23 protein-coding genes and 1 pseudogene are annotated in these 26,003 nt (G+C 46.0%); all 24 read left to right on the plus strand.

Annotated features, from left to right (window positions below):
- Positions 1-4: 4 nt before the first annotated feature.
- Positions 5-3,568 carry a chromosome segregation protein SMC gene (smc, locus tag EAL2_RS06130; protein WP_025435519.1) on the plus strand — a complete coding sequence of 1,188 codons (3,564 nt, stop codon included), beginning with the start codon at positions 5-7 and terminating at the stop codon, positions 3,566-3,568.
- Between the two features lie 10 nt (positions 3,569-3,578).
- Positions 3,579-4,883, plus strand: coding sequence for a signal recognition particle-docking protein FtsY (ftsY, locus tag EAL2_RS06135; protein ID WP_025435520.1), 1,305 nt, complete (start codon positions 3,579-3,581; stop codon positions 4,881-4,883).
- Positions 4,884-5,009: 126 nt separating this feature from the next.
- Positions 5,010-5,375 (plus strand): YlxM family DNA-binding protein, encoded by a 366-nt coding sequence (ylxM, locus tag EAL2_RS06140; protein ID WP_025435521.1) that lies wholly within the window; start codon positions 5,010-5,012, stop codon positions 5,373-5,375.
- On the plus strand, positions 5,372-6,721 hold the full coding sequence (ffh, locus tag EAL2_RS06145; protein ID WP_025435522.1) for a signal recognition particle protein: 1,350 nt from the start codon (positions 5,372-5,374) through the stop codon (positions 6,719-6,721). Before ylxM ends, ffh begins: the two co-directional genes overlap by 4 nt.
- Before the next feature lie 41 nt (positions 6,722-6,762).
- Positions 6,763-7,036 (plus strand): annotated as a pseudogene (gene rpsP, locus EAL2_RS06150) (30S ribosomal protein S16).
- 23 nt (positions 7,037-7,059) lie between these two features.
- Positions 7,060-7,290, plus strand: coding sequence for a KH domain-containing protein (locus tag EAL2_RS06155; protein ID WP_025435523.1), 231 nt, complete (start codon positions 7,060-7,062; stop codon positions 7,288-7,290).
- A gap of 53 nt (positions 7,291-7,343) precedes the next feature.
- Positions 7,344-7,847, plus strand: coding sequence for a ribosome maturation factor RimM (gene rimM, locus EAL2_RS06160; protein ID WP_025435524.1), 504 nt, complete (start codon positions 7,344-7,346; stop codon positions 7,845-7,847).
- The gene (gene trmD, locus EAL2_RS06165) at positions 7,847-8,530 is read left to right on the plus strand and encodes a tRNA (guanosine(37)-N1)-methyltransferase TrmD (RefSeq protein ID WP_025435525.1); all 684 of its coding nucleotides are present in this window, start codon (positions 7,847-7,849) and stop codon (positions 8,528-8,530) included. The genes rimM and trmD overlap by 1 nt, the downstream gene beginning before the upstream one ends.
- 112 nt (positions 8,531-8,642) lie before the next feature.
- Positions 8,643-8,987: a 50S ribosomal protein L19 gene (rplS, locus tag EAL2_RS06170; RefSeq protein WP_038601869.1), complete on the plus strand. Its 345-nt coding sequence runs from the start codon at positions 8,643-8,645 to the stop codon at positions 8,985-8,987.
- 80 nt (positions 8,988-9,067) lie between these two features.
- Entirely contained in the window at positions 9,068-9,940 is an 873-nt protein-coding gene (ylqF, locus tag EAL2_RS06175) for a ribosome biogenesis GTPase YlqF (RefSeq protein ID WP_038601872.1), read from the plus strand.
- A gap of 145 nt (positions 9,941-10,085) precedes the next feature.
- The gene (locus EAL2_RS15905) at positions 10,086-10,442 is read left to right on the plus strand and encodes a ribonuclease H family protein (protein WP_322787225.1); all 357 of its coding nucleotides are present in this window, start codon (positions 10,086-10,088) and stop codon (positions 10,440-10,442) included.
- On the plus strand, positions 10,396-10,845 hold the full coding sequence (locus EAL2_RS15910; RefSeq protein WP_322787226.1) for a ribonuclease HII: 450 nt from the start codon (positions 10,396-10,398) through the stop codon (positions 10,843-10,845). The genes EAL2_RS15905 and EAL2_RS15910 overlap by 47 nt, the downstream gene beginning before the upstream one ends.
- Before the next feature lie 13 nt (positions 10,846-10,858).
- A complete protein-coding gene (locus EAL2_RS06185) occupies positions 10,859-12,268 on the plus strand; it encodes a hypothetical protein (RefSeq protein ID WP_025435527.1) in 1,410 nt (469 codons plus the stop codon).
- A 4-nt stretch (positions 12,269-12,272) separates the two neighbouring features.
- Positions 12,273-12,554 (plus strand): EscU/YscU/HrcU family type III secretion system export apparatus switch protein, encoded by a 282-nt coding sequence (locus EAL2_RS06190; protein WP_025435528.1) that lies wholly within the window; start codon positions 12,273-12,275, stop codon positions 12,552-12,554.
- Positions 12,551-12,901 (plus strand): YraN family protein, encoded by a 351-nt coding sequence (locus tag EAL2_RS06195; protein WP_025435529.1) that lies wholly within the window; start codon positions 12,551-12,553, stop codon positions 12,899-12,901. Before EAL2_RS06190 ends, EAL2_RS06195 begins: the two co-directional genes overlap by 4 nt.
- Positions 12,902-12,924: 23 nt before the next feature.
- A complete protein-coding gene (locus EAL2_RS06200) occupies positions 12,925-14,457 on the plus strand; it encodes a YifB family Mg chelatase-like AAA ATPase (protein ID WP_025435530.1) in 1,533 nt (510 codons plus the stop codon).
- Positions 14,458-14,459: 2 nt separating this feature from the next.
- Entirely contained in the window at positions 14,460-15,554 is a 1,095-nt protein-coding gene (gene dprA / locus EAL2_RS06205) for a DNA-processing protein DprA (RefSeq protein WP_025435531.1), read from the plus strand.
- 51 nt (positions 15,555-15,605) lie between these two features.
- Positions 15,606-17,669 (plus strand): type I DNA topoisomerase, encoded by a 2,064-nt coding sequence (gene topA, locus EAL2_RS06210; protein ID WP_025435532.1) that lies wholly within the window; start codon positions 15,606-15,608, stop codon positions 17,667-17,669.
- A gap of 172 nt (positions 17,670-17,841) precedes the next feature.
- Complete coding sequence (codY, locus tag EAL2_RS06215) at positions 17,842-18,624, plus strand: GTP-sensing pleiotropic transcriptional regulator CodY (protein ID WP_025435533.1); 783 nt, start codon at positions 17,842-17,844, stop codon at positions 18,622-18,624.
- A gap of 73 nt (positions 18,625-18,697) precedes the next feature.
- Positions 18,698-19,978, plus strand: coding sequence for a replication-associated recombination protein A (locus tag EAL2_RS06220; protein ID WP_025435534.1), 1,281 nt, complete (start codon positions 18,698-18,700; stop codon positions 19,976-19,978).
- A gap of 283 nt (positions 19,979-20,261) precedes the next feature.
- Positions 20,262-23,696 carry a pyruvate carboxylase gene (locus EAL2_RS06225; RefSeq protein WP_025435535.1) on the plus strand — a complete coding sequence of 1,145 codons (3,435 nt, stop codon included), beginning with the start codon at positions 20,262-20,264 and terminating at the stop codon, positions 23,694-23,696.
- 167 nt (positions 23,697-23,863) lie between these two features.
- Complete coding sequence (locus EAL2_RS06230; protein ID WP_025435536.1) at positions 23,864-24,313, plus strand: RrF2 family transcriptional regulator; 450 nt, start codon at positions 23,864-23,866, stop codon at positions 24,311-24,313.
- Between the two features lie 12 nt (positions 24,314-24,325).
- Complete coding sequence (gene nifS, locus EAL2_RS06235) at positions 24,326-25,522, plus strand: cysteine desulfurase NifS (protein WP_025435537.1); 1,197 nt, start codon at positions 24,326-24,328, stop codon at positions 25,520-25,522.
- Entirely contained in the window at positions 25,515-25,952 is a 438-nt protein-coding gene (gene nifU / locus EAL2_RS06240; RefSeq protein ID WP_025435538.1) for a Fe-S cluster assembly scaffold protein NifU, read from the plus strand. The genes nifS and nifU overlap by 8 nt, the downstream gene beginning before the upstream one ends.
- Positions 25,953-26,003: the final 51 nt, after the last annotated feature.

The following is a 26,003-nucleotide window of genomic DNA, read 5'->3' on the forward strand; positions in this document are numbered from 1 at the left end:
ACAGATGTATCTGAAGAAAATAGAGCTTAGGGGCTTTAAATCTTTTCCGAACAAGACCGAGATTCTCTTCAACAGCGGGATTACCTCCATAGTGGGACCCAACGGGAGCGGAAAAAGCAATATTTCAGATGCAGTCAGATGGGTGCTTGGCGAGCAGAGCATCAAAAGTCTTCGAGGCGAAAAGTCGGAGGATGTTATTTTTTCGGGGACGGACTCGAAAAATCCCATGTCATTTGCAGAGGTATCAATAACAATAGACAACTGCGATCGCATACTTGACATCGACTACTCTGAAATAACCATAAAGCGAAGGGTCTACAGATCCGGAGAGAGCGAATATTCAATAAATTCCCAGCAATGCAGGCTCAGGGATATAAAGGAGATGCTCCTGAGCACAGGTATAGGCAAGGAAGGCTACTCGATAATAGAACAGGGCAAGATAGACGAGATACTTTCAGGAAACCAAAGCGCCAGACGCAGGCTATTTGACGAGGCTACCGGAATATCAAAATACAGGTACAAAAAGGAAGAGGCCCAAAGAAAGCTGGAAAAGACCAGGGAGAATCTCGAAAGAATAAACGACATATACTATGAAATAGAAAAGCACATAAGACCGCTAGAGGCGCAAAGAAACAAGGCGCTCAGGTACACTCAGGTCGAGAGTGAACTCAGAAGCCTCGAGGTCAGGAGCTTTGCCTTGCAGATTAAAAAGCTGGAAGAAGAGCTCAAGGCTGTAGACGAGACTTTGCGGGCCGCGGAAAACGAAAGCATTCGTCTTGAAGAGCAAAAGGCATGCGAGTATGACGAGTACGCACTTTTCAAGAGCAAGCATGCAGACGCCTGTGAAAGGCTTGAAAAGTTAAGCCAGGGCATGTATTCCGTCAAGGAGGCCATTGAGAAGACGGCCTCGCAAATCAGACTATACGCTGAAAAAAAATCCAGCGTGCAGAATCTGGTTCAAAAAAATGACAGTGAGCTTTGCGAGGCAAGGGCTTCCTCAGAAGAGCTCTCTAACGAGCTGGAGCTGTCAAAAGCAAGGCTGGCTGAATTCAAAAATGAGATGTCGCTACTCATTTCAAGCAGGGACAAGGTGCGGGACGAGAGCAGCCTTAGCTCTTCGGATATTACAAATGGCGAGCTGGAGATAGAAGAGCTCAAAAACAGGGCCATAGAACTGCTTGAAGAGAAGAATGCGCGCGCTGTCAGAATTTCAAGCGAAAAAGCCATCATTGATGCGGCGCTCAGGCGAAGAGGCGAGCTGGATAAGGATAAAGCGGAGCTTTGCTCTTTGAATACACTCAGGGAGAATGAAGCGGCCGTCTTGAAAGACAGGCTGGATACTCTAAAGGCTTCCTGCGAGGAGGCAAAGGCCCAAAACAGGGAAAAAAGAGAAGCTCTAAGCGATGCTTCAAAAAGCATCGCAGAGCTTGCTGAAGGCATCAGGAGCCTGCAGCTTGAGATAAAGGATAAAAGCTCAAGGCTCGCTGTTTATGAATCCATGGAGCGCCAGCTGGAGGGCTATAACAGGGGCGTAAAGGAAGCGCTCACAAGCGGAATAGCAGGCATAGAAGATGTGGTGGCTAACATTATTGATGTGGAGCGTGAGCATGAGACAGCTATAGAAATTGCGCTCGGCGCAGCTTTGCAAAACATAATCACTACGGACGAGGAGTCTGCAAAACGTACTGTTGAATATCTAAAACAAAAAGGATACGGCAGGGCCACATTTTTGCCGCTGAGCGTCTACGCAAAAAAAGTCCATGGCGCCCTTGAAATAGGTGAAGGGCTCGAGGGTTTCATAGGAATTGCCAGCGCTCTTGTCGGGTGCAGCGACAAATACAGGCCGGTAGTCGAGAGCCTTCTGGGCAAGACACTAGTTGTAAGCGACATGGACTGCGCCATAGCGGCAAACAGAAAAACAGGCTACAGGCACAGGCTAGTGACGCTAGACGGCCAGATTTTCAATCCGGGAGGCTCAATAAGCGGAGGCTCCGTGAAAAAAGCTCAAAACAGCATACTCTCAAGAAGCAGGATAATAGATGAATTCAAGTGTGAAATAGAAAAGCTCCAGAGCGAACTCCTAAAGGCACACTCGCAGGAGGAGAGTCTCAAAACAAACCATGCCCAAATTGATATAGACTTGCGTGCAGGTCTGGGCAGGCTGGGTGACATTGAAAAAGAAATTCTAAGGGTGAGCGCGCAGATAGAGGGCGCTGTAAGTTCCATGAAGGAATCAGGCGACAAGGCTCAAAGGCTTATTGCAGAAAGCGAGCGTATAAGCAGCGAAATCCAAATCCATAATGAGAGAGCCATACTGGCTGAAAAGGAAACAAGGGAAATAGAGCTTAAAATCGCAGACATACAGGAGCGGCTTAAAGCAGAAACCGAAACGATAAGGGAAAAAAGCGCAGCAAAAGAGGCCAGCGAAAAGGAGCTCAGCCAAATGGAGGCTAAGATTGCAGGACTTGAAGCATACATGGCTGCCGGAGAAGGCGAAGTGGAAAGGCTGCGCAGCGCGCTGGAGTCAAAAGGCGCAAGGCAAAAGGCGCTGGAAGGCGAAAATGCAAGCCTTGTGGCGCAACTGGAGAGTCTTGGCAAGAGCAGCTCAAACTCAGAGGGCGAGCTGGCATACATGGAGACAGAGCTAAGGCAGATGGATTTGCAAATCAGCGAGCTTTCAGGCGAAAAAATAATGCTTGAAAAGAGCGTGGAGGAAAAGCTGGGGAATGTCAGAAGGCTCGAGGAAGCATACGCAGCATCCAGAGAGGAGCTCATAAAAGCCCAGACAAGAAGAGCAGGCATTCAAAGAGAGTACGAAGGCATATGCGATACATTGTATGAAAGCTACGCGATGACATACGAGGAAGCTTTGCAGGAAAGCCAGGAAGGCGATATTCCAGACAGCGCCAGAATAAGGCAGCTGAAGAGTGAAATAAGGGAGATAGGAAGCGTAAACCTGGAATCCATAGAGGAGTATGAAAAGGAAAAGGAAAGGTACGAGCTCTACAAGTCTCAAAAGAGCGATATGGAAAACTCTATTGGTGAGCTTGAAGGCCTCATAGAAAGCATCGAGAGCAGTATGACCAGCGAATTCATGGCCAATTTCGAAAAGATAAACTCGAAGTTCGAGACTGTATTTACGGAGCTCTTCGGGGGCGGAGGAGCGCAGCTTCGGCTTGAGAATCCTCAGGCAGTGCTGGAAAGCGACATAGAAATTGACGTAATGCCCCCCGGCAAAAAATTAAAAAGCATAACTCTAATGTCTGGAGGAGAAAAGGCGCTTACAGCAATTGCAGTGATGTTTTCCATACTGCTCACAAAGCCGACACCGTTTTGCATACTTGATGAAATAGAGGCGGCGCTTGACGATTCGAATATAGCAAGATTCGGCGTATTTCTAAAGACGCTCTCGTCCAATACACAGTTTGTTGCAATAACACACAGAATGGGCACCATGGAGGTTTCCGACTACATATACGGAGTGACCATGGAGGAGAATGGAATATCAAAGCTGCTCACGCTCAAGCTGGAAGATGCAGAAAGGTTTGCAGACGAAAAAACAAGTTAGGAGGAATAGCATGTTCAAAAAATTATTCAACAAGATAACCGGAAAAGGCGAAGAAAAGCCTCAGGAGGTTGAAGAGGCGCTGCAGGAGGAAGTGGAAACACAAGGGGAAGATGTTCAGGAAGAAGCGCAGGAAGAGGTTCAGGAAGATAGCGCAGAGGAAAGCCTTCAGGAAAGCGAGATTGAAGAGCCAGAAGCTGTAACTCTCGAAGCTGAAAGCGCGATAGAATATGAAGCTGTTCATGAAGAAAAGCCTGAACCAGAGGAATTAATGCCTGAATCTGGAGAAATTGAGCCAGCCCAAGAAGAAGCAGAGGAGGCTGAAGCAGAAGAACCAGAGGTATACGAGACTATCGAGCCTGTGACAGCTGAGGCGGAGCCTGCTCTGGAAGAAAGCGAGGAGGTTGAAAAGGGCTTCAATCTTTTTGCGAGGCTTAAGGAAGGTCTTGAAAAGACAAAAAAAGGCATAACTGAAAAGATCGATGTCATACTCAAGTCTTACAAGGGAGTCGATGAGGAGCTTTTCGAGGAAATCGAGGAAGTGCTCATAACTTCTGACATGGGCTTTGATACGACCATAAAGATAATTGACGCGCTTAGAGCCAAGGTCAAGGAGAAGAAAATAATCGAGGCCGAAGGCGTGAGGGAGGCGCTAAAGGAAGTAATAGTAGAGATGCTAGAGGGCAGTGAGCCGCTTGTCGAGGCAACTCCGGCTATAATAATGGTGGTGGGAGTCAACGGAGTAGGTAAAACGACCACGATAGGCAAGCTTGCCAACAGGTTCAAGAAAGAGGGCAAGAGTGTCATGCTCGCAGCAGGCGACACCTTCAGGGCTGCGGCAATAGACCAGCTTGAGGTATGGTCTGGCCGCGTGGGCGTAGAGCTCATAAGGCACAGCGAAGGCTCGGATCCTGGAGCCGTCATATTTGACGCCATACAAGCTGCAAAATCAAGAAAGGCAGACGTGCTCATATGCGACACCGCAGGAAGGCTTCACAATAAGAAAAACCTTATGAATGAGCTGGGCAAGATATTCAAGATTGTAGACAGAGAGTATCCTGATGCCAATAGGGAAGTGCTGCTCGTGCTCGATGCGACAACCGGCCAAAACGCTATACAGCAGGCCAAGACGTTCAGCGAAGTGGCGGATATAACAGGGATAGTTCTCACAAAGCTTGACGGGACAGCAAAAGGCGGGGTCATTCTGGCTGTGAAGTCGGAAATAGACGTGCCGGTAAAGCTAATAGGTGTGGGAGAAAAACTAGAGGACCTGCAGGACTTTGATGCGAGGAGCTTTGTTGAGGCGCTGTTCGATTAATCGCCGCCTGAGCTTTCAATATGGCTGAGTAGCAAATAAAAGGGTTGACAATGACGGGCATCTAATATAAAATACTATCTGTAAAGGCATTAAACTTTACACCGCTGTTTTAAGGGAAGTGAAAATATGGACCTGGATAAAGTAGTGGAAATTTCAGTCTTGTTTGATTTTTATGGCGAACTTCTCACTGACAAGCAAAAGGACGTAGTCAACCTTTACTACAACGAGGATTACTCGCTGAGCGAGATAAGTGAGAATCTCCAGATATCAAGGCAGGCGGTATATGATACATTAAAGAGAGCAGTAAAGATACTCAAGGAGTACGAATGCAAGCTAAGGCTTCTAGAAAAGCTCTACAGTCGTAATGACCTTGTCGAAGAGATAAACGAAGGCCTTGCGCAGCTGGGTGACATGGCAGGAGATGCGGGCTGCAGCGAGATGGCCGATTTGATACAAAGACTAAAAGATTGCTGCAGGGAGTTGTTGAAATGATTTTTGAAGGTTTAGCAGAAAAACTCCAAAACACGCTTGGCAAGCTTAAGGGCAAGGGTAAGCTTAACGAAAAAGACGTCAATGACGCCATGAGAGAAGTCAAGCTTGCGCTGCTTGAGGCGGATGTCAACTTCAAGGTGGTAAAGCAGTTTGTTGAAAAAGTCAAGGAAAGAGCCATCGGCCAGGAGGTCATGGAAAGCCTTACGCCTGGCCAGCATGTCATAAAGATTGTAAACGAAGAGCTTACAAATCTCATGGGCAACGTCCAGAGCAAAATCAACTTTTCCTCAAGACCGCCTACTGTAATAATGCTGGTGGGACTTCAGGGAGCAGGTAAGACTACTACTGCAGGCAAGCTCGGAGGCTATCTCAAAAAGCAGGGGAAAAAGCCTCTGCTGGTGGCATGCGACATATACAGGCCTGCTGCTATAAAGCAGCTCAAGGTGGTAGGCGAGCAGCTGGGGATTCCCGTGTTCGAGCTGGGAGACCAAAAGAGCCCTGTTGATATAGCCAGGGAAGGACTTGAGAAATCCAAAATTGACGGCAACGATGTTCTGATAATAGATACTGCGGGAAGACTTCACATAGACACGGAGCTTATGGACGAGCTTGTAAACATAAAGCAGTCTATAAGGCCGCATGAGATACTGCTTGTGATAGACTCCATGACAGGCCAGGATGCAGTAAACGTAGCTGAGAGCTTCAATAGCGCCCTTGGAATCGACGGTGTGATACTCACCAAGCTTGACGGCGACACAAGGGGCGGAGCGGCGCTTTCTGTAAAGGCTGTAACTCAAAAACCCATCAAGTTTGCCGGAATAGGCGAAAAGCTCGACGAGCTTGAACCGTTTTATCCTGACAGGATTGCTTCGAGGATACTTGGAATGGGAGACATTCTGGGACTCATTGAAAAGGCGCAGGCCAACATCGATGAGAAAAAGGCCAAGGAGCTAGAGCAGAGGATAAGAAAGCAGCAGTTCACATTCGAGGATTTCCTGGAGCAGCTCGAGCAGGTCAAAAAGCTTGGACCGCTCAACAAGATACTTGAAATGATGCCGGGCATGGGCCAGATGAAGCAGCTTAAGGATATCGACTTTGATGACAAGGAGATTGTCAAGGTGCAGGCCATAATACAGTCGATGACAAGGCAGGAGCGAAACGACCCAGACATCCTCAACGCCAGCAGGAAAAAAAGGATAGCCAGGGGAAGCGGCACAAGCGTGCAGGAAGTAAACAGACTGCTCAAGCAGTTCGAGCAGACAAAGAAGATGATGAAGAAGTTTGCAGGCATGGAAAAGAGCTTCAAAAAAGGGAGGCAATGCAAAGTTTCCTTTCTTTTAGCATAAAAAAATAATCTATATGAAAAATTTGAGGAGGTACAATAAATATGGCAGTAAAGATAAGACTTAAAAGAATGGGTGCGCACAAAAAAACCTTTTTACAGAATAGTAGTTGCAGATTCTCGTTCTCCAAGAGATGGAAAGTTCATAGAGGAGATAGGTTTCTACAATCCGGTTTCAGAGGCTAAAGAAGTGAAAATAAACGATGAAAAGGCTGTAAAATGGCTTAAAGACGGCGCTCAGCCAACTGACACAGTAAAGGATCTTTTCAAGAAGAATGGAATACTTGAGAAGTTCGAAGCGGCAAAAAAAGGAGAATAACCACTTACTAGGAGGTGGAACTTATGGGTGAATTAGTTAAAATAATTGCTAAATCTCTAGTAGACAATCCATCTGAGGTTTCAGTCAATGAGATTGAAGGTGAGCATTCTCTTGTAATAGAATTGAAAGTTGCTGCTGATGATATGGGCAAGGTAATAGGCAAGCAAGGCAGAATAGCTAAAGCCATAAGAACACTAGTAAAGGCGGCAGCCACAAAGGAAAACAAAAAAGTAATAGTTGAAATAGTACAATAATAATAAAAAGGATTAGTAATCTAATCCTTTTTTGTGATTGGAGGCTGATTTTCATGGGAGTCAACGTCAAAATTGGCCAGATTGTCAGTACGCAGGGCCTTAAGGGCGAAATGAGAGTCTATCCGCTAACCGACTATTTGGAGAGGTTCGAAGAGGTCGAAGGGGTGTTCCTGGATGCGGATTTTGACAAGAAGATCAAGATACAAAAGGTCAGATACAAAAAAAATCTCGTAATACTTAAGCTCGAGGGTGTAGACACCATAGAGCAGGCGGAGATGCTCAGGAACAAGTATATATATGTCCCGAGGGAAAGCAGGGAGCTGCCGGAAGACACATACTACGTCGATGACCTTGTGGGGCTTAAGGTGTACCTGCTTGACGGCGCCTACGTGGGTGTCATGGAGGATGTCTTCAGCACGGCAGGCGCAAACGACGTATACGTCATAAAGTCCGAGGAAGGCAGGGAAATAATGATTCCGGCTGTCGGGGAGTTTGTAAAGGAAATAGATATCCCCGGAGGAAGGATTGTAATCGACCCTATAGAGGGGATGATATAATGAATTTCCACTTCCTTACGATTTTTCCGGAAATGATAGACAACTATGCAAGCGAGAGCATAATAAAAAGAGCCTCGGAGAGCGGAGCTATAAGCGTCAAGACATGGAATATCAGGGACTATTCAAAAAATAAGCACAAGAAGGTTGATGATTATCCTTACGGCGGCGGAAGCGGCATGGTAATGACAGCGCAGCCGATATACGACGCCTACAAGGACATGCTCGAAAGGGAAGGCATAGAAAAGCCGCATGTGATATACATGTCCCCGAAGGGGAGGGTGTTTAGCCAGGGCGTGGCCATTGAGCTTGCAAAGCACTCGGATATAGTCTTCCTGTGCGGCCACTATGAGGGCGTAGACCAGAGGATAATCGACATGATTGTGGACGATGAGATATCGATAGGCGACTATGTGCTTACAGGTGGTGAGCTGCCTGCACTCGTGGTTATGGACGCGGTATCGAGGATGATACCCGGCGTGCTTGGCAGTGAAGATTCGCACATGGACGAGTCGTTTATGGAGGGAATGCTCGAATATCCCCACTACACAAGACCTGCGCAGTTCATGGGCCGCTGCGTTCCAGATGTGCTGCTTTCAGGAGACCACAAGAAGATAGAAGAGTGGAGGAAAGACCGTTCACATGAGATAACAAGCAAGAGAAGGCCTGACCTTCTTGAAAAATAGCTTGAAATGCATGTGGATTTATGGTACAATCTACATGCTGAATACGCGCGTTCCGCTGTTTCGCAACAACAAGGATTTGAAATAAGAACGTAGCAGAATAGGAGGAAGTATAATGGATATAATAAGAAGCATTGAACAAGAGCAGCTTAGAAGCGATCTGCCGTCATTCGGAGCAGGAGACACAGTAAAGGTGCACATCAAGGTAACAGAGGGTAAAAGAGAGAGAATCCAGGTTTACGAAGGCGTTGTAATCAAAAGACAAGGCGGCGGAAACAGAGAGACTTTCACAGTTAGAAAAATATCTTTCGGCGTAGGCGTTGAGAAGATATTCCCTGTTCACTCACCTGTAATCGAGAAAATCGAAGTTACAAGAAAAGGTAAAGTTAGAAGAGCGAAGATATACTATCTACGTGAAAGAACTGGTAAGAGAGCAAAAGTTAAAGAAGCCAAGAAGTAAAGCTAAGGGACTGGTATTTCAGTCCCTTTTAAAATCCTCAAATACTATAAATACGATGATTTAAACAGGATGTGTTGTGAATGGAAAATATTAACTGGTTCCCGGGCCACATGAAAAAAACCAGGGATCTTTTGCGCGATAACCTCAAGCTTGTTGACGTTGTAATAGAAATACTAGACAGCAGAATACCAATAAGCAGCAAAAACCCTGAGATAGATAAGATAATAGACGGCAAGGCGAAGGTCGTAGTGCTTAACAAGCTCGACCTGTCAGATCCGGCAAAGACGGAGCAGTGGAAAAAATACTTCAAGAATAATGGCAGCAGGGCAATATTCCTGGATTCGATAAAAGGCGTCGGCATAGATGCACTTATATCAGAGTGCCGCCTGGCCGCGAGCGAAAAGATGAGCCAACTTGCAAGCAGGGGCAGAAACGAGCGCGCCATAAGGGTCATGATAGTAGGAATACCAAACGTAGGCAAGTCGTCCCTCATAAATAAGCTTTCAGGCAAAAAAAGTGCCAAGGTGGGGAACAGGCCGGGAGTTACGAGGGGCAAGCAGTGGGTCAAGCTCAAGGGCGATCTCGAGATGCTTGATACGCCGGGTATACTCTGGCCTAAATTCGAAGACCAGAGCGTAGCTCTCAATCTGGCCTTCACAGGCGCCATAAAGGACGAGGTTCTGGACTCGGAGACCGTAGCCCTTAGACTAATAGAAAAACTCTCGCTAATCGAGCCTGAGAAGCTCAAAACGAGATTCGCACTCGAGGAGTTAGGCGAAACTCCCCTGGAAACAATGGATGCGATAGGCAAAAAAAGAGGCTGCATAATATCAAAAAGTGAAATAGACTACGAAAGGGTCGCAGGAATAATACTCCACGAATTCAGAAGCGCAAAAATAGGGAGGATCACTCTTGAGACGCCAGACGATCTGCAGAAAGTAGAGAAGGATTAAATCTTTCTCTATTTTTTTGCGTGTGATATCATTACATAATATATGAGAATGTCGATATAATACGCAGAATATAAATGAGCTGTTATTTGGGAAATATCTGAAGACGTGCACTTTATGGGGGAGATGAGAATATATGTTTTCGAAAATGAATCTTAAATCAATAGAAGAACAGCTAAGGGGAGCAGGCAGGGAGGAGATAATTAAGGCCATAGGGCTTCTGAGGCAGGATGAGAGGAAGACGGTTCAAAAGCTAGCGGAAAAGTACGAAAAGCAGCTTAAGAGGGCGCAGGCTGAAAGGGAAAGGATAGAAGGCTTAAAGCGCTATGAAAGAAAGCTTATGGAAAAGGGGTACGCTTTGGTTGCCGGCATTGACGAAGCCGGCAGAGGCCCGCTGGCAGGCCCCGTGGTTGCCGCGGCAGTAATACTTCCTGAGGACGTTTTCATCGAGGGAGTAAATGACTCCAAAAAAACTCAGCCCTCAAAAGAGGGACCTGCTGTTTGACGAAATAAAATCAAAGGCAATCTCCTGGGGTGTGGGTATAGTAGACAACGAAGATATAGACAGGATAAACATACTCAACGCCACTAAAAGGGCTATGCGGCTTGCCATAGCCGGGCTTGATAAAAAACCAGACTTTCTCCTCATTGACGCGCTGGAGTTAAACGCGGTGGGAATACCGCAAAAGGGTATTATAAAGGGGGACGCAAATTCGATTTCGATAGCCTCCGCAAGCATAATAGCAAAGGTTACAAGGGACAGAATGATGGTGGAGTACGACGAGAAGTTTCCAGGATACGGCTTTAGCGTACACAAGGGGTATGGCACCAAGGAGCACTACGAAGCGATAAGCAAACAGGGAATATGCAGCATACACAGAAGATCGTTCCTTAAATCAATAGTCTAAAAGCGGGGATATTATGAAGATATTGTCACAGTCTCTAAAATCCGTAGAGAGCAAGCCTCAAAGGGGCACAGTCAAAGAGGACACGAATATAGCCAGGGGAATGGAGCTAAAGGCCACAGTCATAGACTCTTCAATAAGCAAGGTAAGAATAATGCTTGAAAACGGCAGGCAGCTTAGCGCAAAAAGCAGTGTACCTTTTGAAAATTTCATAAATGAAAAGCTTATATTCAAGGTGATTGCAGACGAAGGCGGAGTAGTAATCAGGCCGAAGCTGCAGGATGCGAATATAAGGCATGAGCTGGACATGAAAACAGGCAGGCTCATAGCCTCTCTTGGCCTGCAGGACAACCATGAGAGCAGGGAAATTATTCATGATATGATGAAGCTGGAGATCCCTGTGACAAAAAACAACTTCCGGGCCATAAGTGAGAACTCAAGGGCACTTGAGGTGTTAAAGGCACTTGGCGAAGAAGAAGTTTTGGCGCTAAAATCGGCTGTTGCAGAAGCTGAAGGCATGGAGCTGCGCGAGCTTGGCAAGCTTATAATTGCTGAAGGCAAGGGAGAAAACCTTAAAGGACTCATAGATTCTCTCAAGGTGGCTTCTGTCGGCAGGGACGAACTGCTCTTCCTGCTAAAAAGCGGTTTCGAGCTAAGTGCGCAAAATACACTCAATTTTAGCGGGATAAGCAAGGGGAGTGAAAACATTCTGAATGTCTTGGAAAAGCTCGACGCTGCGCTCTCGGCTCTGCCTGCAGATGCAAGAGGCGCTGAGCCGGGTATTTTAGCAAGTGGAGAATCACCGCTTGTAGCGCAGCATGCCAGGATAAAAGGTGAAATAAAGGGCCTTATGGACGATATGAAGCTTGATATTTCTAAAGAGCAAACAGGGATTGGCTCAGCAAAAAACGGCGTTGAAAAACTGGCGTTAAAGCTTGAGGAGTTGATTGGAACTGCTGGAGTTAAAGAGGATTCAACGGGTGAGCTTGAGGCTGTATTTGGCAAGCTGCAGCTTCTTGGCGAGTTGGGCAAAGCCCAAGGATATTTTCAGCTTCCGATAAAGGGATACGAGGAAAACCATGTGGCTCAGCTGCTTGTGAAAAAGCAAAGGGAAAAGGCACCCGGAGAGAGTGAACGCTACTTTGCATTGATTTCAATAGGCACAAGCAATATGGGCAACGTTGCCTGCAAGGTAGGCTATTCGAGCAGCCTTGGATATGACGTGGTATTCAGCCTCGAAGATGAGCGAGTTGTCAGGCTTTTTAAGGCCAGCGCGCAGACAATAGACAAAAGCCTCTCGGAGCTAGGCGGTGAGGCTGTAAGGATAAGCTTCAGGCTTGCATCTGAAAAAGAAGAGAGCAGGGAGTTGCTTGGCAACGACAGGGAGACGATTCAAAAAATACCAAATTTTGATATGTGGGTGTGATTATATGAAGCCTAAGAGGGGTATAAAAATTGCAGCGGCGCTTAAGTATGACGTCAAAAAAGATGGAGCTCCAAGGCTTCTGGCAAAGGGCAAAGGGCTGGTCGCCCAGAAAATACTCGAGCGCGCGCAAGACGGCGGGATTGATGTGCATGAAGATGCCAGCGTGGCAGGCGGCCTTATGCAGCTTGACCTGGGCAGTGAAATACCTGAATGCCTATACGATGCCGTGGCAAGAATACTGGCACACATAATCGACATTGACAGTAAAGAGGCGGGAGAAAAGTGAACAACGTGCAGGTGGGCAACAGGGGAGAAGAGATTGCGCTACACTTTCTCTCGAAAAAAGGCTACAAGATACTCGAGAAGAATTTCAGGCTGCGCATAGGAGAAATCGACATAATAGCGTCCAAGGAGGGCTGCATTGTTTTTGCTGAGGTGAAATCCAGAAGAAACCTGGATTTTGGATATCCCTGTGAGGCTGTCGACTTTAGAAAACGCAAAAAGATACTGCTTGTGGCAAAGAGCTACATTCACATGAAGCGGCTTTACAATGTCGACTGCAGATTTGACATAATAGAGGTATATCTGGGAGAAAAGAAGGTGAACCACATAGAAGGCGCCTTCTGCGAATAACAAAATAATTGGGGGAGATTTCTTTGTTTAGCAGGATTCTGAGTGCGGGAATAAGCGGCATCGACGCCTTCATAATTAACGTGGAAATTGATGTGGGCAGGGGTTTGCCCACATTTAATATTATAGGGCTCCCGGACGCCGCCATAAGAGAGGCCAAGGAGCGCATAAAGTCGGCAATACAAAACAGCGGGTATAAATTCCCAAACAAAAAAATACTTGTCAACCTCTCTCCAGCCGACATAAAAAAAGAGGGAAGCCACTTTGACCTGCCCATGGCCGTGGCCATGCTCAGCAGCTGCATCGAGCTTTCTCAGGAGAAGCTCAGGGAGTGCGCCATTGTGGGCGAGCTCTCGCTCGATGGGAGCATAAAAAAAATAAAAGGTGTGCTTTCAATAGCAATAATGGCCAGGGAAGCAGGCCTCAAAAGCGTGATTGTACCATATGAAAATAAAAACGAGGCAGCCTCTGTAGAGGGAATAAACGTATTTGCATATGAAAATCTAAGCCAGGTAGTTGAAGCACTCAAGGACGGCGGCGGGATGAAGCCTCAACCACTCAGCTTAGATGCTTCAGATTCGACTGAAATCAGTCAAGACTTTTGCGATGTCAAGGGCAACTATTTTGCAAAGCGTGGTTTTGAAATAGCGGCCGCAGGCAACCACAACATAATGATGATAGGGCCGCCCGGATCGGGCAAGACAATGATGGCCAAGCGGCTGACATCCATTTTGCCGGAGCCTACGCACGAAGAAGCCATAGAGATAAGCAAGATATACAGCTGCTGTGGATTGCTGGGCGGAGAGGGGCTTATGCGCAATCGTCCCTTCAGATCGCCCCACCATACGGCTACGAAGGTGTCATTAATAGGCGGAGGCAAGGAGGCAAAGCCCGGAGAGGTGGTCTTGGCTCACAGGGGAGTCCTTTTCCTTGATGAGCTGCCCGAATTCGACAAAAAAGCACTTGAATGCCTGAGGGAGCCAATAGAGGACGGACTTGTAAGCATCACGCGGCTCAAGAGCTCTGCGTGCTACCCTGCAAGTTTTCTTTTTGCATCGAGCATGAATCCATGCCAGTGCGGATACTACAGGCATCCGAGAATAGAATGCAAGTGCACTCCGGGAGAGGTCAGACGATATCTGGGCAGGGTGTCTGGTCCTATTCTGGACAGGGTGGACATTTTTATAGAAATGGCACCAGTTGACTTTGAGAGCATAAGCACAAGTGCAAGCATTCGAGAGGAGAGCTCGAGTGATATAAGGGAGAGGATATGCAGGGCGCGCGATGTGCAAAGCAGGCGCTATGGAGCTCGTAATATTTCCTGCAACAGTCAGATGAGCACATTGGACATTGAAAAATTCTGCAGCTTAAGCGGTGAGGCAACAGCTTTCCTTAAGATGCTGTTTGAAAAATACAATCTTACAACAAGGTCATACTACAGGATGCTAAGGGTATCAAGGACTATCGCCGATATGGACGAAAGTGAATGCGTGGAAATAAAGCATCTGTCCGAGGCTTTTTCTTTCAGGAAAGCATACTACTTGTACTGGAGGTCATAGCTATGGAGAGGAAGGATGCGTATCTTTTGCTTTGGTGCACAAGCGGCATAGGCTACAAGACTATTCAAAGCATCGAAGCCCAGCTGGGCGACATAGGCAGGATTTGGGATGTGGATGATGCATATATAGACTCCATGGAGTTTGCAAGCGCTAAGGCGAGGAGGGCTTTGGTCGAGGGTATCAAAAGCAATGCATTATATAGGATAAAGGAAAATCTGCTAAGGGAGCACATCTCGTATATGACTATAGAATGCGAAGGTTATCCTTCGAAATTAAAGCAGATACATGATCCTCCGTATGTACTTTTTTACAGGGGAGACTCCTTGCTGCTGGAGAATTTCTCCATAGCCATGGTGGGCTCAAGGAAACCTTCAGCTTACGGAGAGCTGTGCTCGAAAAAGTTTTCAAAGGAGCTCTCAAGCCTGGGCGTAACAATAGTAAGCGGTCTGGCCATTGGCATCGACAGCTGCTCTCATTACGGTGCATACAATCAAAGCGGCAGGACGGTGGCTGTGCTCGGATCGTCGATTGACAATCCATACCCGGCCCGGAACATTGGCCTTATGAACAAGATAGTTCAAAGCGGCGGAGTTGTTGTTTCTGAATATCCTCCGGGTACTGAGACGCTTCCCGGGTTTTTTCCAATGCGCAACAGGATAATAAGCGGCTTGTCTGACGGAGTGCTTATAGTGGAAGCCGCGAAAAAGAGCGGTTCTCTTATAACAATGGACTATGCTCTGGATCAGGGAAGGAACGTCTATTCAGTGCCGGGGAATATAAATTCGGCTATGAGCGAAGGGACAAACAGTATAATAAAAACTGGAGCAAAGCTTGTAACTTGTGTTGAGGACATACTGGAAGACTACAGGCTTGAACTGAAAAAACCAGACAGCGAGATGGCCGAGGCTTCAGCTGCAATCTATTCGGAGAGTGAAGCAGCAATAGTAAATGCGCTGAGGCAAAGCGGGATAATGCATATCGACTCCATATGCGACGTTACAGCCATCCCACCTAGTGAAATCATTGGGGTGTTGAATATTTTGCAGATAAAGGGTATAGTATTAGAGTTAGGAGCAAACACGTATGCGATTGCGTAGAATGCGCTGCAGTGTACATGTTTGAAGGACATTTCGGAGGTGTAAGTCTTAATGGCAAAAAATCTAGTCATAGTTGAATCACCTGCCAAAGCTAAAACAATAGGGAAATTTCTCGGAAGCAATTACAAGGTTAAAGCCTCTGTAGGACACGTTAGAGATTTGCCTAAAAGTAAGCTTGGAGTTGACATAGAAAACGAATTTGAGCCCCAGTATATAACAATAAGAGGCAAGGGGCCTACAATAAACGAGATTAAAAAGGAAGCCAAGAAATCAGACAGGATATTTCTTGCGACCGACCCCGACAGGGAAGGTGAGGCTATTTCATGGCATCTTGCCAACATACTCAAGCTTGATGAAAAAGAGGCGTGCAGGATAGAGTTTAATGAGATAACAAAGGACGCCATAAAGAAAGCTATCAAAACCCCAAGGCAGATTGACACGGACCTTGTGGACGCCCAACAGGCCAGAAGGGTTCTGGATAGGCTGGTGGGCTACCAGATAAGTCCCCTGCTGTGGGACAAGGTCAGAAAAGGACTCAGCGCCGGCAGGGTACAATCGGCTGTCACAAAGATAATATGCGACAGGGAGAAGGAGATAGATGCCTTCGAGCCCAAGGAATATTGGACACTCGACATTACGGCTGCAAAGGAAGACGGCAGCAAGATTGAATTCAAGTTCCATGGAGACAAGGAAAACAAGATAGAAATAAACAGCGAACAAGAGACAAACAATATTATTGATGCAATAAACAACAAGGAACTGGATATATCTCAGGTGGAGAAAAAGGAGAGAAAAAGAAAGGCCATGCCTTCCTTCACTACGAGCTCACTCCAGCAGGAAGCGGCAAGCAGGCTGAACTTCACAACAAAGAAGACGATGATGGTGGCCCAGCAGCTGTATGAGGGCATAGACGTAAAGGGAGAAGGCAATGTCGGACTTGTTACGTACATCAGGACGGACTCCACGAGGATATCGGACGAAGCTGTCGACAAAGCTAAGGAATATATTGTTTCTGAAATAGGAGAAAAATATTTCAAGGGCTTCGAAAAGAGCAAGAGCAAGGCCAAAAAGGTGCAGGACGCACACGAGGCCATAAGACCGACATATATTGACAAGACGCCGGATTCAATAAAGGATTCGCTGAGCTCTGACCAGTACAAGCTCTATAAGCTGATTTGGGAGAGATATACAGCCTCGCTTATGAAGGATTCCATATATGACGGAATGAGCGTTCTGGCGGATGCTGGCGGTTATAGCTTCAAGGCGACCGGCTCAAAGCTCAAGTTTGACGGATTCCTCAAGGTATACAGCTTTGCAAAGCAGGAGGATACTATACTGCCGGATGTAAGCGTAGGAGAGAAGCTGAGCATCGTGGAAACCATGCCAAAGCAGCACTTTACCCAGCCGCCTCCGCGTTATTCTGAGGCATCGCTGGTAAAGACACTTGAGGAGCTTGGAATAGGAAGGCCAAGTACGTATGCTCCTACCATATCGACGATACTGGCAAGGGGATATGTTGAAAAGCAAGGCAGCGCACTTAAGCCTTCGGAGCTTGGTGTGCTAATCAACGAAATAATGGAGAAAAATTTCGACTATATAGTGGATGTCAAGTTCACGGCGGATATGGAAAGCAAGCTTGACCTTATAGAGGAAGGCAAGCTTAAGTGGAAAAGCATAATTTCCGAATTTTACGGACCGCTTAAGGTCTCGATCGAGAAGGCCGAAGAGACTATAGAGAAGATATCTATGGATGAGGAGACAGATGAAATCTGCGACAAGTGCGGAGCGAACATGCTCATAAAGTACGGCAGATTCGGAAGATTCCTTGCATGCAAGAATTATCCCGAGTGCAAAAGTACAAAGCCGCTTCTCAACAAGACAGGCCTGGCATGCCCAAAATGCAAAGAGGGAGATCTTGTCGAGAGAAGGAGCAAAAGAGGAAGGTTTTTCTATGGCTGCTCAAGGTATCCGGAATGCGATTTTGTATCGTGGGACAAACCCACAGGCGAAATGTGCCCGGAATGCGGCGAATTCCTTGTGGAAAAATACACAAAAAAAGAAACAAAAATCAAATGTTCAAACAAGGAATGCGGGTATGTAAAGACTGAAAAGTAAACCTGACTATTGATATAAATGTCGCAGTGTGGTAATATTTTAAATATTTTTCATATAAATAATCTGCATGAGCTGCATTTGGTTTTGAAAAGAATGTGAAAAATAATTAAAAAAACCGACAAATTATTCGTGATAATATAGTAAAATAAAATATATATAGAGGAGGGAGTATATGGCTAGCGACATTTTGGTCAAAACAAGAAAGCTAAATGGGATACTTCAAAAATCGGGCACAAACCCTGTATCATTTCCAGAGCTATGCAAAATACTGAGTGAGGTTCTAAATTCAAACGTATATTTGCTAAATGACACAGGAAAGGTTCTTGGCATTGATCTGACTCACGTTATGGACAGTTCAGCCGTAATAGATGAAGAAACCGGCGAGGCGAGATTCCATGCTGATGATGTGGAAAACCTGATGAAAATCAACCAAACTTTGTACAATGTCACAAAGGACAAGCTGATAGAAATTTTCAGGAATGAGCCGGAAACAACATATAACAAGCTGGCGACAATAGTCCCAGTAGTGGGAAGCGGCAAAAGGCTTGGAACCCTGATACTTTCAAGATATGAGAAGGAGTTCAACGACGAGGATCTTGTGCTTGCAGAGTATAGCGCAACCATAGTGGGACTCGAGATACTAAGGGCTAGAAGCGAAGAACTCGAGGAGGAGATGCGCAAGAAGGCTGTTGTACAAATGGCAATAGGTACGCTTTCATATTCCGAGCTTGAAGCCGTTGAACACATATTCGACGAACTCAATGGCATGGAGGGTCTGCTTGTGGCCAGTAAGATTGCCGACAGAGTGGGTATAACCAGATCGGTTATAGTCAATGCGCTTAGAAAGTTTGAAAGCGCAGGAGTAATTGAATCAAGATCGCTTGGAATGAAAGGAACCCACATAAAAATACTCAACGAGAAACTCCTGGACGAGCTTAAGAAGCTAAAAGGGTAGTGCTAGAATCGTTAAACTTGTAAAAAAAGTAGGGAACCCCCTACTTTTTCTTGTTATATTGGGAGGGAACAGCTTGAAACCGCTTGCGGAGAGAATGAGGCCTCAGAGCCTTGAAGAGTTTATAGGCCAAAATCACATCATAGGGGAAGGCAAGATACTCAGGAAGCTTATAATGTCTAAAAACATAATGAACATGATATTTTACGGGCCGCCCGGAACTGGAAAGACAACGCTGGCGAACGTTATTGCCGGGCACACGAGCAAAAGGTTCTACAAGCTAAATGCAACCGTGTCGTCTGTGAGCGACATAAAAGAGATAATAAGCGATACGAAAGGGCTGCTTAATGCAGCAGGGACGCTTCTTTATATAGACGAGATACAGAACTTCAACAAAAAGCAGCAGCAGGTGCTGCTCGAATTCATTGAAACAGGCGAAATAAGCCTTATAGCCAGCACGACTGAAAATCCGCACCACTGCGTCTACAAGGCGATACTCAGCAGATCGAGCGTATTCGAGTTCCACCCTCTGGGCAAAGCAGAAATCAAGACGGGACTGGAAAGGGCTGTGGGGTTGCTCGAGCAGAACGATTTTGAAGGGTACAGCATAGTATATGAGGATGCAGCGCTAGATGTAATAAGCGACTTTTGCGACGGAGATATGCGCAAGGCTTTAAACCTTCTCGAGATAGCAGTATATTCGCTCGAGGCAGGAGCTGATATGAGAATGGAGCTTGGCAAGGAGGCAGTGATAGAATGCCTCAGTAAAAAGATGGTATATTCAGACAGCTCAGGTGATTATCACTATGACCTGATAAGTGCATTTCAAAAATCCATACGCGGCAGCGATGCAAATGCCGCGCTCCATTACCTGGCAAAGCTCATAAATGCAGGCGACCTCCAGTCGATAAGCAGGCGGCTGCTTGTGATAGCCGCGGAGGACATAGGGCTGGCATATCCGAATGCTATTTCCATAGTGAAGGCATGCACAGATTCCGCTGCGCAGCTAGGCTTCCCTGAAGCCAGGATACCACTGGCTCAGGCGGTCATACTGCTTGCCACGCTGCCAAAGTCAAACTCTGTGATCACAGCAATCGACGCGGCACTGCATGAGATAGATACTAAAAATACAGGACAAGTCCCCATGCATCTTCGTTGCAACCACTATTCAGGCGCTGAGAGTCTTGGCAGAGGCATCGGCTACAAGTATCCGCACGATTATGAACACGGCTATGTGAAACAGCAGTATATGCCCGATGAAATTGCAGGCTCGGTATATTATATCCCTGGTGAAAACAAGTTCGAAAAGGGAATAAGGGAGCATCAAAGGCGTATTAGAGGTGAAAATCACGAATGATTATCCGTATAAAAGCGATATCCAATTGAATTTGATTGAATTATCTGATAAAATCATAAAATATTAAAACTAACAACAACCGCTTATGTTTCAAACTATGACAATGTGGTAACAATAAATTAAGAAAATAGTAACGCTTTCACAGCAACTACTCTATTGAAAAATGGAGCCTGTTGTGATATCATTCTATTAATTTAAGCAGGATGAAATATAAAAAAAATAAATAAAAAAACATACGCTTAAATGCGAACAAAAGCATATTTTGAGTTGGGAGTTGATGAGTGTGGTAAAAGAATTCAAAAAAGTGCTCGTGGCAAACCGCGGCGAGATAGCCATAAGGGTGTTTAGGGCGTGTACGGAGCTTGGCATCAGAACTGTGGGTATATATTCAAAAGAGGATAAATACAGTCTCCACAGGACAAAGGCTGACGAATCGTATCTTATAGGCGAAGGAAAAGGGCCGATAGAGGCATATCTGGACATGGATGAGATAATCCATATTGCAAAGAAAAAAGGAGTAGACGCCATACATCCGGGCTACGGATTTTTGGCTGAGAACTCTGAATTCGTAAAAAAATGTGAAAAAAACGGCATTGTCTTCATAGGTCCAAGTGCTGAAACGATGGACAGCATGGGAGACAAGATAAGCTCGAAGAAAATGGCAATGGAAGTAGGAGTGCCTACAATACCAGGCGTCGACCACGCCCTTGCGAGCAAGGAAGAGGCCAAGCAGGTTGCCGAAATGATAGGCTATCCTGTAATACTCAAGGCTTCAAACGGCGGCGGCGGCAGAGGTATGAGGATCATAGAAAAGGAAGAGGATCTTGAAATAGGCTTTGAGAGCGCTGTGAGCGAATCGCAAAAGGCTTTTGGAAGCTCTGCTGTGTTCGTGGAAAAATATCTGAGGAATCCAAAGCACATCGAGGTACAGGTTCTAGGTGACAAGCACGGCAACATAGTGCATCTGTTTGAAAGAGATTGCTCGGTGCAAAGAAGGCACCAGAAGATAGTCGAGTACGCTCCGGCTTTCTCGTTGTCTGACGAGCTAAGACACAGCATATGTAATGACGCTGTAAAGCTTGCAAAGCATGTTAAATATGCAAATGCAGGTACTCTTGAATTCCTTGTGGACAGTACAGGAAACTACTATTTCATTGAGATGAACCCAAGGATACAGGTCGAGCACACGGTTACAGAAATGATAACTGGAATAGACCTTGTGCAGAGCCAGCTGCTTGTGGCTCAGGGTTATGAGCTTGGAAGCCCTGAAATAAACATAAAGTCCCAGGATGACATAAAAATAAATGGCTACTCGATACAGTGCAGGATTACAACTGAGGATCCAAAGAATAACTTCATGCCTGACACGGGCAAGATAGACGTGTACAGGACGGGCTCAGGCTTTGGAATAAGGCTTGACGGCGGCAATGGTTTTTCAGGCGCCGACATAACTCCATTCTACGACAGCCTTCTTGTGAAGACTATTTCATGGGACAGGACTTTCCAGGGCGCTGTGAGAAAAGCCGTTCGTTCTATAAAGGAGCTTCGAGTAAGGGGAGTTAAGACAAACGTCGGTTTCCTTGTAAACGTGCTAAGCCATGAAAAGTTCGCGGCAGGACAGTGTGATACGAACTTCCTTGACAAGACAAAAGAGCTGTTCGATATAGAAGAGAGCAAGGACAGAGCTACAAAGATACTAAACTTCATAGGCAACGTGGTGGTAAATGAGAGAAAGGGTGCAAAGCCTGAATTTGAAAACATTCTGGCACCAGGCACAGAAAGCCTTGAAATCAAAAAAGGCTCAAAGGATATGCTTGACGAGCTTGGAGCAAAGGGCTACGCGGAGTGGGTGAAGGCTCAAAAGAGACTTCTAATTACAGACACTACAATGAGGGATGCGCACCAGTCGCTTGTTGCCACAAGGTTTAGAACTAGAGACTTTGTCAAGATATCTGATGCTACAAGCAAATATATGAATGATCTTTTCTCTCTGGAAATGTGGGGCGGAGCAACATTCGACGTCGCATACAGATTCCTCAAGGAGTCTCCATGGGAAAGACTTGAGACATTAAGGACTAAGATACCTAATGTAATGTTCCAGATGCTGCTTAGAGCGTCTAATGCGGTAGGCTACAGAAACTATCCTGACAATGTAATAAAGCAGTTCATAGAGGAGTCGGCAGCTTCGGGCATTGATGTGTTCAGAATATTCGACAGCCTCAACTGGGTTGAGAACATGAAGCTTCCAATACAAGAAGCCCTAAAGACTGGCAAGCTTGTTGAAGGCTCGATATGCTACACAGGAAACATACTAGATGAGAGCAGACTCAAGTACAACCTGGACTACTATGTGAAAATGGCCAAGGAACTTGAGGCTCAAGGCGTACACATGATAGCCATAAAGGATATGGCGGGGCTGTTAAAGCCTTATGCAGCACACAAGCTGGTAAAGACACTCAAGGAAGAGGTTTCGTTGCCTATACACCTGCACACTCACGATTCGTGCGGCAACGGCGTGTCAACCCTCATGATGGCAGCCGAGGCGGGCGTAGATGTTGTTGACTGTGCACTTGAAGCAATGTCAGGGCTTACAAGCCAGCCTTCAATGAACAGCCTTATAGAGGCGCTAAAGGACACTCCAAGGGATACAGAGCTTAACCTTGACGAAATAGTTAAAGTGGATGACTACTACAAGGAGCTAAGAAAGGCTTACTTCAGCTTTGAGAGCGACCTTAAGACCACTTCTGCCGAGATATACAAGTATGAAATACCTGGCGGACAGTATTCAAACCTAAAGCCTCAGGTAGAGAGCCTGGGCCTTGCTGACAGATTCCATGAGGTCAAGGAAAAATACAAGATGGCCAACGAGCTTCTTGGGGACATAGTAAAGGTTACTCCAACGTCTAAAGTGGTAGGAGACCTTGCAATATTCATGGAGAAGAACGATGTAGACAACGAGAACATATACGAGCTTGGAAAGAACCTTTCGTTCCCTGATTCGGTAGTAGACTACTTCAAGGGAATGATAGGACAGCCAGAGGGCGGCTTCCCTAAAGAGCTTCAGGAGATAGTGCTCAAGGGAGACCAGCCTATATCATGCAGGCCGGGTGAACTTCTGCCTGATGAGGACTTTGAAGGCATAAAGGCTGAGCTGGAGAAGAAGTTCGGCATAAAGCAGACGATGAAGGATGTAGTGAGCTACTGCCTGTATCCTAAGGTTTACGAGGACTTCCTCGAGCACAATCTAAACCAGTATACAGATGTTTCTAATCTTGAAAGCCATGTGTTCTTCTACGGCCTGAGAAAGGACGAGGAGTGCGAGGTAGAGATAGAGGAAGGCAAGACTCTGTCAATAAGGCTGATAGACATAGGGGAGACAAAGAAAAACGGTCAAAGGACGGTCACTTTCGAGCTTAACGGTATAAGAAGAGAAGTGGACATACAGGACAACAACGCCCAGTCTGCTGAAGACCATATATTAAGGGCCGACATGAACGACCCGTTCCAGGTTGGCGCAAGCATACCAGGAAAGGTAATAAAAATAATAGTCAAGGAAGGCGACGCAGTCGTCGAGAATCAGCCGCTTATAGTCATAGAGGCCATGAAAATGGAGACGACAATAGTGTCTAAATGCAACGGCATAATAGACAAGGTTTATGTAAGCCAAAACAACATGGTTTCAGACAAGCAGCTCCTGATATCGCTAAAAGAGGAATAAAAAAAGCATATTCGTATAATAAAAAGATAGCCCGAAATTCGGGCTATCTTTTTTTCGTGATAATATTGACAAGGATAAAAGCCTGATGTATACTCAAAATGTAGTCAATTCCGATAGGATTACTCGGGATTAAAAAATGAATATGTCCCAAAAAACGGGGTGATATAATGATATTATCGACAAAAGGCAGATACGGACTGAAGGCCATGTTTGTCCTTGCCCTGAACGAAGGCAAAGGGCCAATACCCCTAAAGCAGGTGGCCAAGGAGCAAAACATTTCTGAGCAGTATCTTGAGCAGCTAATGAGCACTCTCAAGAAGGCTAAGCTTGTCAAAAGCGTAAGGGGAGCCCAGGGAGGATACCTCCTTTACAGGGAGGCAGGAAGCATAAGCGTAGGCGATGTCATAAGGGTGCTCGAAGGCCCAATGGTTCCGTCTGAATGCGTAGCCGACGATGATTCGGGCTGCGACAATTCGGAATTTTGCGTAACTAAGGAAGTCTGGGAAAAGATGAAGACGAGCATAAATTCTGTAATGGACGGAATCACGCTAAAGGACATGGTAAGCGATCACCACAAAAAGATGGAATCAAGCATCAGGCTAAAACTCAAGGAATAGGAGATGGATGATATGGAAAAAAAGAGAATCTACATGGACTACGCAGCTACAACTCCAATAAAGAAGGAAGTAGTAGACGCAATGATGCCGTATCTGACGGAGCATTTCGGAAATCCATCTAGCGTACATGGATTCGGAAGAGATGTAAAAAAGGTAATAGATGAATCAAGAGACAAAATAGCAAAGGCTGTAAACGCAAAGCCAGAGGAGATATTCTTCACAGGCGGCGGTTCAGAATCAGATAATATGGCAATAAAGGGTATTGCGTTTGCATACAAGGATAAGGGCAATCATATCATAACTTCAAAAATCGAGCACCATGCAGTTCTCCACACATGTGAATACCTCGAAAAGAACCATGGCTTCGAGGTGACATATCTTGACGTGGACAAGGACGGGATAATAAGTCTTGAAGAGCTAAGAGCTGCAATAAAAGACAATACAGTCCTGATTACAATAATGCAGGCCAACAACGAGATAGGCACAGTGCAGCCGGTGAAGGAGATAGCTCAAATCGCCAGTGAAAAGGGCGTATTCTTCCACACTGATGCAGTTCAGGCTCTTGGCAATATAGAAATAGATGTAAAGGACCTGGGAGTGGACTTGATGTCATTTACAGCCCACAAGATATACGGGCCAAAGGGCATAGGAGCTCTGTATATGAGAAAAGGGATAAAGCTCCATCCGCTAATACACGGAGGCTCACAGGAGAGGAAAAAAAGAGCTGGGACAGAAAATGTGGCAGGAATAGTAGCCTTTGCCAAGGCTGTGGAGCTGGCAACAAAGGATGTCGCCGGACATGCCAAAGAGCAATCGCAGCTCAGGGACCACCTTATAGACAGCGTGCTTAGCAGGATTCCATATGCAAGGCTCAACGGACACAGACAAAAGAGGCTTCCGGGAAACGCCAACTTCTGTTTCGAGTTCATTGAAGGCGAAGCCATACTTCTAAGCCTGGATCTTCTGGGTGTAGCAGCTTCAAGCGGCTCGGCGTGCACATCAGGCTCGCTCGACCCATCACACGTGCTTATGGCTCTAGGGCTGCCCCATGAAATTGCCCACGGCTCTTTGAGGCTTACAATAGGCGATATGACAACTAAGGAAGACATTGATTTTGTGGTGGACAATCTTGAAAAGATTGTTGTAAGACTAAGGGAACTATCACCACTGTATGATAAATTTGTTAGGGAGGAAAGCCAACATGTATAATGAAAAAGTTATCGAATATTTTGTTCACCCAAGAAACGCAGGAGTTCTGGTAGACGCGGACGGTATAGGTGAAGCGGGAAGCCCGGCGTGCGGAGATGAAATGAAGGTATATTTAAAAATCGAAAATGATGTCATAGTAGATGTAAAGTTCCAAACATACGGCTGCGCCTCTGCCATTGCAAGTTCAAGCATGGCGACTGAAATGATAAAGGGCAAGACTATACAAGAGGCTCTTAGTGTTACAAACAAGGACGTTATAAATGCGCTTGGAGGCCTTCCAGCTCCCAAGATTCACTGCTCTGTGCTGGCTGAGCAGACAATAAAAAGAGCCATACTTGACTATGCAAAGAAGCACAACATCACAATCGAAGGCATTGACAGCAAGATACTTGAAGACGATGTCCATGACCACGGACATGACGAAGAATAGAAGAATACTAAAAAGACCTGGAAAACAGGTCTTTTTTCTTGATAAAGGCAT

It is taken from the genome of Peptoclostridium acidaminophilum DSM 3953, from assembly GCF_000597865.1.
In the GTDB taxonomy this organism is placed as follows: domain Bacteria; phylum Bacillota; class Clostridia; order Peptostreptococcales; family Peptostreptococcaceae; genus Peptoclostridium_A; species Peptoclostridium_A acidaminophilum.

What these genes read in the sequence shown, in the direction of transcription:
- EAL2_RS15910 (WP_322787226.1), top strand. Translation starts at nt 10,396, where the DNA reads ATGACTCCAAAAAAACTCAGCCCTCAAAAGAGGGACCTGCTGTTTGAC.
- EAL2_RS06230 (WP_025435536.1), top strand. Translation starts at nt 23,864, where the DNA reads ATGATATTATCGACAAAAGGCAGATACGGACTGAAGGCCATGTTTGTC.
- dprA (WP_025435531.1), top strand. Translation starts at nt 14,460, where the DNA reads ATGGAGAGGAAGGATGCGTATCTTTTGCTTTGGTGCACAAGCGGCATA.
- ylxM (WP_025435521.1), top strand. Translation starts at nt 5,010, where the DNA reads ATGGACCTGGATAAAGTAGTGGAAATTTCAGTCTTGTTTGATTTTTAT.
- EAL2_RS06190 (WP_025435528.1), top strand. Translation starts at nt 12,273, where the DNA reads ATGAAGCCTAAGAGGGGTATAAAAATTGCAGCGGCGCTTAAGTATGAC.
- nifS (WP_025435537.1), top strand. Translation starts at nt 24,326, where the DNA reads ATGGAAAAAAAGAGAATCTACATGGACTACGCAGCTACAACTCCAATA.
- EAL2_RS15905 (WP_322787225.1), top strand. Translation starts at nt 10,086, where the DNA reads ATGAATCTTAAATCAATAGAAGAACAGCTAAGGGGAGCAGGCAGGGAG.
- rimM (WP_025435524.1), top strand. Translation starts at nt 7,344, where the DNA reads ATGGGAGTCAACGTCAAAATTGGCCAGATTGTCAGTACGCAGGGCCTT.
- EAL2_RS06155 (WP_025435523.1), top strand. Translation starts at nt 7,060, where the DNA reads ATGGGTGAATTAGTTAAAATAATTGCTAAATCTCTAGTAGACAATCCA.
- ylqF (WP_038601872.1), top strand. Translation starts at nt 9,068, where the DNA reads ATGGAAAATATTAACTGGTTCCCGGGCCACATGAAAAAAACCAGGGAT.
- trmD (WP_025435525.1), top strand. Translation starts at nt 7,847, where the DNA reads ATGAATTTCCACTTCCTTACGATTTTTCCGGAAATGATAGACAACTAT.
- EAL2_RS06185 (WP_025435527.1), top strand. Translation starts at nt 10,859, where the DNA reads ATGAAGATATTGTCACAGTCTCTAAAATCCGTAGAGAGCAAGCCTCAA.
- codY (WP_025435533.1), top strand. Translation starts at nt 17,842, where the DNA reads ATGGCTAGCGACATTTTGGTCAAAACAAGAAAGCTAAATGGGATACTT.
- ftsY (WP_025435520.1), top strand. Translation starts at nt 3,579, where the DNA reads ATGTTCAAAAAATTATTCAACAAGATAACCGGAAAAGGCGAAGAAAAG.
- topA (WP_025435532.1), top strand. Translation starts at nt 15,606, where the DNA reads ATGGCAAAAAATCTAGTCATAGTTGAATCACCTGCCAAAGCTAAAACA.
- ffh (WP_025435522.1), top strand. Translation starts at nt 5,372, where the DNA reads ATGATTTTTGAAGGTTTAGCAGAAAAACTCCAAAACACGCTTGGCAAG.
- nifU (WP_025435538.1), top strand. Translation starts at nt 25,515, where the DNA reads ATGTATAATGAAAAAGTTATCGAATATTTTGTTCACCCAAGAAACGCA.
- rplS (WP_038601869.1), top strand. Translation starts at nt 8,643, where the DNA reads ATGGATATAATAAGAAGCATTGAACAAGAGCAGCTTAGAAGCGATCTG.
- smc (WP_025435519.1), top strand. Translation starts at nt 5, where the DNA reads ATGTATCTGAAGAAAATAGAGCTTAGGGGCTTTAAATCTTTTCCGAAC.